The following is an 8,995-nucleotide window of genomic DNA, read 5'->3' on the forward strand; positions in this document are numbered from 1 at the left end:
CGTATACCGATCGATCCCCGCGCTCCGCGCCGCCTTACCCGACCAATTGCGGTGCAGGTGCCTTGCCGAGCTTGACCTGGCGTTCGAAAATCTGCGGCAACGCCGAAAGCGAGAACATATGCGCATAGATCAACGCGAGCAGGCCCGACTTCTGGATCTTGCGCAGTTGATCGCCGCGCAGATCGTTGAGCTTTTCCTCGTTGATCATCTGGAACCCGCGATAGACGAAGGGCTGTTCGAAGCCCTGCATCTGCAGCGTGACTTCGCCGTCCATCAACAGCCCGAGCTCGCGCAATTCGGTCATGAAATTCGCGGTGCGCGCGCCAGCCTGTTCGAACTGTTCGTTGAAGGTCAGGATGTTCTGCACGATCTCGGTCGGCTTGCCCGCTTCGAACAAGGGCTCGCCATCGTCAAACGCGCCGATCGTTTCGCCGGTTGGATCGAAGCAGAGCGACAATTCCTCGGCATCGGGGCGAAGCCGCGCGAGCATGAAGGGGTAGCGACGGACGTAGGCAGGCACGTAGACCTGCTCTTCGGACATCTTGCCTTCGTCGTCGATGAAGACGTTGACACCTTCATTCAGGCCCATCAGCGCGATCGGGATCGAATCGTCGCCGGTGGTGAAGACGATCGGCAGGCTGCGCTGTGCGGCGACGAATTCGTCGACCGTGATCGGGATGGCGTGCTGCCCAACCAGAAAATTCGCACGATCCAGAATGCGGAATTTGAACGCCGCATGCGTCTCGCTCGAAAGCGGTTCGAGCGCATTGTAGAAGAGCGGAAGCGATTGCGGCGCGCTGGCCATCGTAGATTCTCCATCGAAAATGAAAGCGCGCACACGCCACGCCGAATGGCCGCTGGCTCTATGGTGCGGACGGGCTTTCTGCAAGGCCGAGCAATTTCCCCGGGTTCATCAATCCGTGCGGATCGAGTCCGGTCTTGATCGCGCGCAGCGCCGCCATTCGCGCGGGCGAGGACAGCCGCGCCAGTTCCTCGCGCTTCATCTGGCCGATGCCGTGTTCGGCCGAAATCGAGCCGCCCGCCGCGACGACGAGGTCATAGACCATATGGCTGGCGGGCTCGCCCACCTCGGCGCGCCAGCGTGCCGCATCGACGCCGCGCGGCGCGTTGACGTGGAAATGGACGTTGCCATCGCCCAAATGCCCAAAGGCGCTGGCATGAACACCCGGAAACGCCGCCTCGACGAGGCTCGCCGCGTACAACATGAAATCGGGCATCGCATCGACCGGCACCGAAATGTCGTGCGCCATGGTCGGCCCCTCGGCGCGCTCCGCCTCCGAAATCGAATCGCGCAAGCGCCAGAACGCCCCGGCCTGCGCTTCGCTCGCCGCAACCACCCCGTCCTGCGCCAGCCCGGTAGCGAGCACGCCCTGCATCAGATCCTCAAGCGCCGCCTGCGCCGGGACATTTCCGCTTTGCGCGACATAATCGACCAGCACCAGCCACGCGTGCGCTCCGGCGAAAGGCGGTCGGGTGCCGGGAATATGCTGCAGCACGAGATCGAGCGCGACCTTCGGTACGAGTTCGAAACTCTCGATCGCGCTGCCCGACTGCGCCTCCATCGCGCGCAACGCCTTCAAGGCATCGCCCGGCGATTCGACCGCGAGCCACCCGGTCGCGCGGTCGTGCACCGCGGGCACCAGCCGCAGCGTCACCGCCGTCACGACCCCCAGCGTTCCCTCCGCCCCAACCAGCAAATGCGTCAGGTCATAGCCGCGATTGTCCTTCTTCAGCGCGGCGAGCCCGTCATGGATCGACCCGTCGGGCAGCACCGCCGCGAGTCCCGCGACCAGCGAGCGCATCGTCCCGAAGCGCAGCACTTGCGTGCCCCCGGCATTGGTCGAGGTCAGGCCGCCGATCGTCGCACTCCCGCGCGCACCAAGCGTCAGCGGGAAGCGCATCCCTTGCGCGTCGGCGGCGTCGTGCAGCGTCTCGAGAATCACCCCGGCCTCGACCACCGCCAGCTTCGCCGCCGGATCGATCGACCGGATCCGGTTCATCCGCCGGAGCGACAGGAGCAGCGCCGAACCATCGCCGGGCGGCGTCGCCCCGCCGACCATCGACGTATTTCCACCCTGCGGCACCAACGGCACGCCATAGTCGCCCGCCAACCGCACGATCGTCGCCACACCTTCGGTCGTGTCCGGCGCGAGGATCGCCGCGCTCGCGCCGTGATACCGTCCGCGCCAGTCGTCGAGCCAGGGGGCGATGTCGTGCGGGTCGGTCACAACCGCTTTGTCGCCGAGCGCGGTGCGCACGGCTTGGATCAGGCGGGTCTGGCGCGCGATGGCGGTGTCGGTCATGCTGGCGTTCGTCATTGCGGGCGGTCTATCATTGTGGCTCGCACGTTGCCAATTCATCCGACGTTCAAGCATGGAAGGTATCGCTGGCGTCGATCTATGCCCAAGGCCGCTTTCCTTGCCCTGCTGCTTCTGATGCTGACCCCGGCCGCCTCGGCCCAGGTCGGGCAATGGGATGGCGTGGAACTCGCACAGCTGACGATTCACCAGCGCATCGTGATCCGCATTCCGCGGATTCTCGGCGGGCGCCCCGAGCAGCGTTCGGAACCGCCGGCAATCCGCTGGACCGAGAAAAAAGGCCCGCGTTGCGTCCCGATGGACGCGCTCGAAGGCGCGATCATCACCGGCCGCGACAGCGTCGATCTGATCGTCGCGGACGGCACGCGGCTGCGCGCCGGATTCGACGACAATTGCCCCGCGCTCGATTTCTATTCGGGTCTGTATGTAAAGGGCACGGCTGACGGGATGATCTGCGCCGACCGCGACTCGATCCGCTCACGCTCGGGCAGCGCGTGCCGGATCGACGGATTCAAGCGCTTGGTAGCGAAGCGATAGGGCAGCGCTCACCCGTTTACCTTGACATTTCGCGCCTGATCGGCAAGCGCTTTACCGGTCCTAGCGCTCTCGCCCGGACGCTTTTTCCGGACACCGCATGACTTTTGCCGACCTCGGCCTTTCCGACGAACTCCAACGCGCCGTCAACGAGTCCGGCTATACCGAGCCGACTCCGATCCAGGCGAGCGCGATCCCTTCGATCCTGATGGGCCGTGACCTTGTCGCCGTCGCACAGACTGGCACCGGGAAGACCGCTGCCTTTGTGCTGCCGATGATCGACATCCTGGGCGAAGGCCGGTCGCGCGCCCGGATGCCGCGCACCTTGATCCTTGAGCCGACGCGCGAACTCGCGGCGCAAGTCGCCGAGAATTTCGAGAAATACGGCAAATATCACAAACTCTCGATGGCATTGCTGATCGGCGGTGTATCGATGGGCGACCAGACCGCCGCGCTCGAAAAGGGTGTCGACGTGCTGATCGCAACGCCGGGCCGGTTGATGGACCTGTTCGGGCGCGGGAAAATCCTGCTGACCGGCTGTTCGATGCTGGTGATCGACGAGGCCGACCGGATGCTCGACATGGGGTTCATCCCCGATATCGAGGAAATCTGCACCAAGCTGCCCAAGACCCGCCAGACGTTGCTCTTTTCGGCGACGATGCCGCCACCGATCAAGAAGCTGGCTGACAAGTTCCTCGACAATCCCAAGACGATCGAGGTCGCGCGCCCCGCCACCGCCAATATCAATATCAAGCAGTGGCTCGTCCCCGTCACCGCCGCCAAGAAGCGCGACCGGCTGATCGCGCTGCTCCGATCGGAAGACGTGCAGACCGGGATCATCTTTTCGAACCGCAAGACGACGGTGCGCGAGCTCAACAAGGCGCTACAACGCGCCGGTTTCGCCTCGAGCGAAATTCACGGCGATATGGAGCAATCGCAACGCATCGCCGAGCTCGACCGCTTCAAGAAAGGCGAGGTCAAGATCCTCGTCGCCTCCGACGTCGCCGCGCGCGGCATCGATATCAAGGGCGTCAGCCACGTCTTCAATTATGACGCGCCGTGGCATCCCGACGATTACATCCACCGCATCGGCCGCACCGGCCGCGCGGGCGCAACCGGCATCGCCTTCACCTTCGCGACGCCCGACGATGCCGAGAATATCCAGAATATCGAGAAGCTGACCGGGCTCAAGATCGAACGCTACGAACCCGGCGATACGCCGGTGGCGGAGGAGGCCGAAGCCCCGCGCGAAGCCGCACCGCGCGGTCGTGGGCGTGCAAAGCCCGCCGCCAAGCCGGTGGCAGCGCCGGTCGAAATCGAACCGACACCGGTCGAGGCCGAAGCCCCGGCCCGCACCCCGCGTCCCCCACGCGAAGAGCGCCCAGCCCGCGAAGAGCGTGCCCCGCGCGAAGCCCGCCCGCCGCGCGAGGAGCGCCCCGCTCGCGACAGCCGTCCGCCGCGCAACGAGCGTCCGGCCCGGACCGAGCAGCCACCACTCGCCGACGCACCCGACGATGGCGGCTGGAACGGCCCGATGCCGAGCTTCCTGCTGGCCAAGATCACCGAATAGGCGCGCACCGCGTGACCGACTTTATCGCACGCCTGCCCGCGATCAAAAGTCCGTGCATCAATATTTGCGACATCGATGCGGCCAGTGGACGGTGCCTCGGTTGCGCCCGCACGCTCGACGAGATCGCAGCCTGGGGCAGCGGCACGCCCGAATGGCGCGCGGCGGTGATGGCGGCATTGCCGGGACGGCTCGGGGCGGCCGCTACCAGCTCGAACGGCGCCAGCTAAACATCCGTTCGGGTCGAGCGACGTCGCTCGACACGAATGGGCTACGGTACGATCAGCAGAGTCGCGTCGCAGGATCACCCCATCGCAGTCGCCGCCGCAATCAGCGCGTCATCGATCTCGCCCGCCCGCTTATACGCCGGCCGCGCCACCACCCGCGCCAGATACGCTTCGAACGCTGCCCGCTTGGGCAGCGATCCGAACTGCACACCCCACGCCACTTGCGATCCGGCATAGACATCGACCGCGGTGAACCGTTCCCCCGCAAAATAGCAATGCGCCGACACCGCTTTCTCCAGCGCATCGACCACCAAATCGAGATTGCCATACCCCGCCATGCGCTGTTGATCGACGGTCGGCGCAAACCCCATTGCGCGGTTGGTAACGGCCTGTTCGGCTGGTCCCGCCGCGAAGAACATCCAGCGATAATAGTCCGCGCGCTCCTCCGGCGTTGGTGCCAGACCCGCCGCGGGAAACGCCTCCGCCAAATACGTGCAGATCGCCGCGCCTTCGGTGACGATATGGCCGTCATGCACGATCGCCGGCACCTTTCCCATTGGGTTGATCGACAGATACGGCTCGGCCTTCATCGTCGTCGCATAATCGAGCACCACGGTTTCATACGGTACGCCGACTTCTTCCAGCATCCAGCGCACGATCCGCCCGCGCGACATCGGATTGGTGTAAAAAGTGAGGCTCATGACATCCCTCCATCACAGCGATTTGGCGAACAGGGCGAGCATCCGCGCCCACGCCCGGTCAGCTTGCGCGGCATCATAGACGCGGCTGTCGGGTGGGCACCAGCCATGCATCGTGCCGGCATAGACCTCGATCTCGGCCGGGAGTTTGGCCGCAGCAAAATTGGCGCGCAGCGTGTCCTTGTCGGTCGGCGCGCGCGCATCGTCATTCGCCGCGATCGCGATCAGAAGCTGCGCTTTCATCTGCGGGATCAGCAAGTTGGGGCTGCCGGGCTGCGTGCCGACAAGTCCGCCGCCATGGAAGGTCGCGCCTGCCTTGATCCGGCTTGGGTTCGCGGCAGCGGTGCGGAACACCATCGGCCCGCCCATGCAGTAACCGGTGGTGCCAAGCCCGCGTTTCGTGTCGACTTGCGGTTGCGCGTCGAGGAAAGCGGTGAAGGCCAGCGCGTCGCGGACGGTGCCCTCGGGGCTGAGCGCCTTCACATATGGCCCGATCTTGGCGCGCACCTCGGGCTGGTCATAGCTTTCACCGGGTGCAAGGAACGGCGCCTGCACCGACCGGTAGAATTGGTTGACGACCAGCACGGCATAACCGCTTTGCGCCAGCCGGTCGGCCATTTGCCGGAAGGCGGGGCGCAGCCCCATAATGTCGGGCCAGATCAGCACGCCAGGGGCTTTGCCCGTCGCAGGCGCGACGAAATACGCGTCGGCCTTGCCATCGGGCATATCGATCGTCACGTCTTTGCCGGAGATCGGCTTGGCATTGGCGGGTGCCGGGAGCAGCATCGCGAGACCTGCCGCGCCTGCCATCGCCCCGAAGCTGCGCCGCGTGACCGCCGCTCCGCCAAGCTGGGCGTCATTGTCGGCTGCGGTGAAGTCGTCGCACATCGGTGTCTCTCCTAGCGATTCGCCCCCCGGCGCAGATACGAGCCTAACCTAGGCCGCGCGGTACCACCACACCCCGTCTTCGACCGTTCTCGTCGCCCGCCCCTCGACCACCAGCCGCCGCAAATGCGCTTGCGATTCGCCGGTCGCCATCCCCAACATGTCGGGGCCGATCGCGCGCCGGAACAGCCGCCCGAAACAATCGATCGCGCGGCGTGGCTCGACGAGGAAAACGTGCAACTCATCGAGCCGTTCGCGATGTTCGCGGTCCATCGCATCGAGCCGCGCGTGCAGGCCGGTGAACGGATCGCCATGCCCCGGCAGCACCAGCAGATCATCGGGGAGCAGCTTCAATTTCGCAATCGAATCGAACCATTCACCGAGCGGATCGGCATTGGGCTCGGTCACGCCAAGCGAGACATTGGGGCTGATCCGCGGCAACACCTGGTCGCCCGCGATCAGCAGCTTGCCCAGCGGATCGTACAGACAGGCATGTTCGGGGCTATGCCCCGATCCGACGACGATCTGCCAGTCGGTTGCGCCGATGCGCAGCGTGTCGCCATCCTTGATCCGGGTGTAGCCAAGCGGCAGCGCGGTGACGATCTGGCGGAACCCGGCCCAGCCGCGGGTCGCGGCATGTGCGATCTGCTCGACATCCCATCCTGCGGCCACACGCATCGCGGTCACGTCGTCGGGCACCGCGTCGCGCGCATCCGCCCTCAGCATTTGCGCGCTCAGCCATTCGCCGCGCGTCATCACCACCGGGCAAGCGTGCTTGTCGTGCATCCAGCCAGCCAGACCGATATGATCGGGGTGGAAATGCGTGCCGATCATCTTGGTGACGCGCACCCCCGCCAGCGGCCCTTTCCACAGCGTCTTCCACGCGGCGCGCGCGTCGGCGGTGTTCATACCCGTATCGATCAGCGCGACGCCCTCGCCCTGATCGTCCGCATCGTCGAGCAGCCAGCAATTGACGTGTTTCAGGGGGCCTGGAACGTGCAAGCGTACCCAGCGCACGCCGGGGGCGACGGTCATCACCGCGCCCGCCGCCGGTTCGGCCCCGCCGAACGGGTAGGTCAGGCCTTTATGGCTGGTCGGGACAAAGGATGGGTCGGGCGCTTGCGCCGCTACTGCAATGGACATGATCGGCGACTAGCGCGACCGCGCTGCGCAAGTCACGCTTTTCCTAGGCGGCGCTGGCCGCGCGCTCGCCCAGCACGAGGCGCAGCACGTCATCGGGGCGCTCGAACAGGAAATCGGGCTGTAACTGCGTCAGCGCTGCGCGATTGGCATAGCCCCACAACACCGCCCCCGAATCTATCCCGACCTTTTTGGCGGCGACCACGTCGCGCGTCTCATCCCCGATTGAAAGCGCGTCGGACGCCGCGATCTTGGTCTTGCGCAGCACGCGGCGATAGCGCGGCGCCTTGCCGAACAGCGACGCACCGCATTCGAACCGCTCGATCAACGCGGCATTGGCCGGCCCGAGGATCGCGCGCGCATTGTGTTCGGCGTTGGAGGTGACGAGCGCGATCCGCACGCCCTGTTCCGCGAGCTGCTGCAAAACCGGCACGATCCCGTCGAACAAGGCGATCCGATCGGTCTGCTGCGCCAGCAAGGCGTGGACATAGCGTCCGATCGCGGGAAGCTTCCAGCGCGGGATACCGAGGTGGCGAATCACTTCGCTCGACGAGCGTCCGCGCAACAACTCGACTTCCTCCGCCGCAACGCGGCGAAACTTGAAGCGCTCGGCCAAATGATCGGCGATCGACAGGAACCAGTCGCCGCTATCGGCCAGCGTCCCGTCGAAATCGAAGATCACCAGGGCGTAGTTCGGGGTCACGCGCGGCGCTTAGCGCGGTTCTGCGCCGCGTCCACGGCCTTTTTTGCCGCTCCCGCCTTCCGGGAAAGCGCCGGCGCGGATGGTCAGCAATTCGGCGCGCGTCGCCGCATTGTCCTTGTCGACATCGAACCGGTCGAACAGGCTCGCGAATTGCGCCTCCATTTCGGGCAGCGTAATGCGATTGTCGCCGTCGCGGTCAACCCCGAACGGGCTCGGCAGCGCGTTGCGATCGCCCAGCCATTTCAGCGCCCAATCGGCATAGCCGATATAGCCGATCGACCCGGCATGGCCGCTATCGGCGTCGGCAAAGCTCCGCGCCACGCACGCCGAAAGCTCGTCGCGTGTCGTACGGCCATCCCCATTGGCATCGCACGCGGCAATGAACAGCGCGGCGGGTTCAGCGACGATCGTCGCGGCGGGCTGGCGTTGCTGCGGAGTCAGCGGCGGCGGGGCTACGGTCGGCGCGGTCTGCGCCGAAAGCGGCGCGGCGAACGCGAGCATCAGAACGGGCAGCACGCGCATCAACGCTCCTCTTGTGGCACCAACAGACTTGCATCGCCGTAGCGAGAGAATCGGTAGCCGTCTCGGGTCGCATACGCAAACGCCCCGTTTCCACCGTCCCGGACCGGCCACACACTTCGATCCGCTGCCGCCGCTCGGTAATAATTAAAATAAGATGAACTTCGCGCGTGAAACGATCATCCATAAGTCGCGTTGAAATTGTTATAAACGTTTGCCATTGCCCGCATGAGGGTATCCACGGCGGGTGGAGTAGCAGGAGGAGTGCGGGAAGTGGACGACACCTTCTATAATCCGCGCGAACTCGGCTCTGCTGAAGATCGCTATGCGGTTCGCGAAAGTCTTTTCCTCGGCACAGAAATCGACTGTGCGTCTGGCGTTGA

10 protein-coding genes are annotated in these 8,995 nt (G+C 65.3%); 3 read left to right on the forward strand and 7 right to left on the reverse strand.

The window, feature by feature from the left end; genetic code table 11:
* Positions 1-34: 34 nt before the first annotated feature.
* Together ABWP09_RS11490 and ABWP09_RS11495 are read right to left on the reverse strand one after the other, a co-directional pair.
* A complete protein-coding gene (locus ABWP09_RS11490; protein ID WP_353205273.1) occupies positions 35-805 on the reverse strand; it encodes a SapC family protein in 771 nt (256 codons plus the stop codon).
* A gap of 58 nt (positions 806-863) precedes the next feature.
* A complete protein-coding gene (locus ABWP09_RS11495; protein ID WP_353205274.1) occupies positions 864-2,324 on the reverse strand; it encodes an FAD-binding oxidoreductase in 1,461 nt (486 codons plus the stop codon).
* 96 nt (positions 2,325-2,420) lie between these two features.
* Here ABWP09_RS11495 and ABWP09_RS11500 point away from each other — a divergent pair, with 96 nt between their 5' ends.
* The 3 genes from ABWP09_RS11500 (at position 2,421) to ABWP09_RS11510 (ending at position 4,670) form a co-directional block, all read left to right on the forward strand.
* Positions 2,421-2,876, forward strand: coding sequence for a hypothetical protein (locus tag ABWP09_RS11500; protein ID WP_353205275.1), 456 nt, complete (start codon positions 2,421-2,423; stop codon positions 2,874-2,876).
* A gap of 97 nt (positions 2,877-2,973) precedes the next feature.
* On the forward strand, positions 2,974-4,443 hold the full coding sequence (locus tag ABWP09_RS11505; protein WP_353205276.1) for a DEAD/DEAH box helicase: 1,470 nt from the start codon (positions 2,974-2,976) through the stop codon (positions 4,441-4,443).
* An 11-nt stretch (positions 4,444-4,454) separates the two neighbouring features.
* Positions 4,455-4,670, forward strand: a complete 216-nt coding sequence (locus ABWP09_RS11510; RefSeq protein WP_353205277.1) for a DUF1289 domain-containing protein — start codon at positions 4,455-4,457, stop codon at positions 4,668-4,670.
* Positions 4,671-4,744: 74 nt separating this feature from the next.
* Here the strand turns inward: ABWP09_RS11510 and ABWP09_RS11515 are convergent, their stop codons facing one another.
* Genes ABWP09_RS11515 through ABWP09_RS11535 form a run of 5 tightly spaced genes read right to left on the reverse strand, consistent with a single transcriptional unit; the run spans position 4,745 to position 8,615 of the window.
* Positions 4,745-5,368, reverse strand: a complete 624-nt coding sequence (locus ABWP09_RS11515) for a glutathione S-transferase family protein (protein ID WP_353205278.1) — start codon at positions 5,366-5,368, stop codon at positions 4,745-4,747.
* 12 nt (positions 5,369-5,380) lie between these two features.
* Complete coding sequence (locus tag ABWP09_RS11520; RefSeq protein WP_353205279.1) at positions 5,381-6,253, reverse strand: dienelactone hydrolase family protein; 873 nt, start codon at positions 6,251-6,253, stop codon at positions 5,381-5,383.
* 48 nt (positions 6,254-6,301) lie between these two features.
* Entirely contained in the window at positions 6,302-7,393 is a 1,092-nt protein-coding gene (locus ABWP09_RS11525) for an MBL fold metallo-hydrolase (protein WP_353205280.1), read from the reverse strand.
* A gap of 43 nt (positions 7,394-7,436) precedes the next feature.
* Positions 7,437-8,093 carry an HAD hydrolase-like protein gene (locus tag ABWP09_RS11530; RefSeq protein WP_353205281.1) on the reverse strand — a complete coding sequence of 219 codons (657 nt, stop codon included), beginning with the start codon at positions 8,091-8,093 and terminating at the stop codon, positions 7,437-7,439.
* A 9-nt stretch (positions 8,094-8,102) separates the two neighbouring features.
* A complete protein-coding gene (locus ABWP09_RS11535) occupies positions 8,103-8,615 on the reverse strand; it encodes an EF-hand domain-containing protein (RefSeq protein ID WP_353205282.1) in 513 nt (170 codons plus the stop codon).
* Between the last annotated feature and the right edge of the window lie 380 nt (positions 8,616-8,995).

The sequence above is a fragment of the Sphingomonas sp. genome (assembly GCF_040398505.1).
Classification (GTDB): Bacteria; Pseudomonadota; Alphaproteobacteria; order Sphingomonadales; family Sphingomonadaceae; genus Sphingomonas.

Excerpts from the sequence above, each read along its gene's own strand:
- ABWP09_RS11490 (WP_353205273.1), bottom strand. The coding sequence starts at position 805 with ATGGCCAGCGCGCCGCAATCGCTTCCGCTCTTCTACAATGCGCTCGAA.
- ABWP09_RS11495 (WP_353205274.1), bottom strand. The coding sequence starts at position 2,324 with ATGACCGACACCGCCATCGCGCGCCAGACCCGCCTGATCCAAGCCGTG.
- ABWP09_RS11500 (WP_353205275.1), top strand. The coding sequence starts at position 2,421 with ATGCCCAAGGCCGCTTTCCTTGCCCTGCTGCTTCTGATGCTGACCCCG.
- ABWP09_RS11505 (WP_353205276.1), top strand. The coding sequence starts at position 2,974 with ATGACTTTTGCCGACCTCGGCCTTTCCGACGAACTCCAACGCGCCGTC.
- ABWP09_RS11515 (WP_353205278.1), bottom strand. The coding sequence starts at position 5,368 with ATGAGCCTCACTTTTTACACCAATCCGATGTCGCGCGGGCGGATCGTG.
- ABWP09_RS11520 (WP_353205279.1), bottom strand. The coding sequence starts at position 6,253 with ATGTGCGACGACTTCACCGCAGCCGACAATGACGCCCAGCTTGGCGGA.
- ABWP09_RS11525 (WP_353205280.1), bottom strand. The coding sequence starts at position 7,393 with ATGTCCATTGCAGTAGCGGCGCAAGCGCCCGACCCATCCTTTGTCCCG.
- ABWP09_RS11535 (WP_353205282.1), bottom strand. The coding sequence starts at position 8,615 with ATGCGCGTGCTGCCCGTTCTGATGCTCGCGTTCGCCGCGCCGCTTTCG.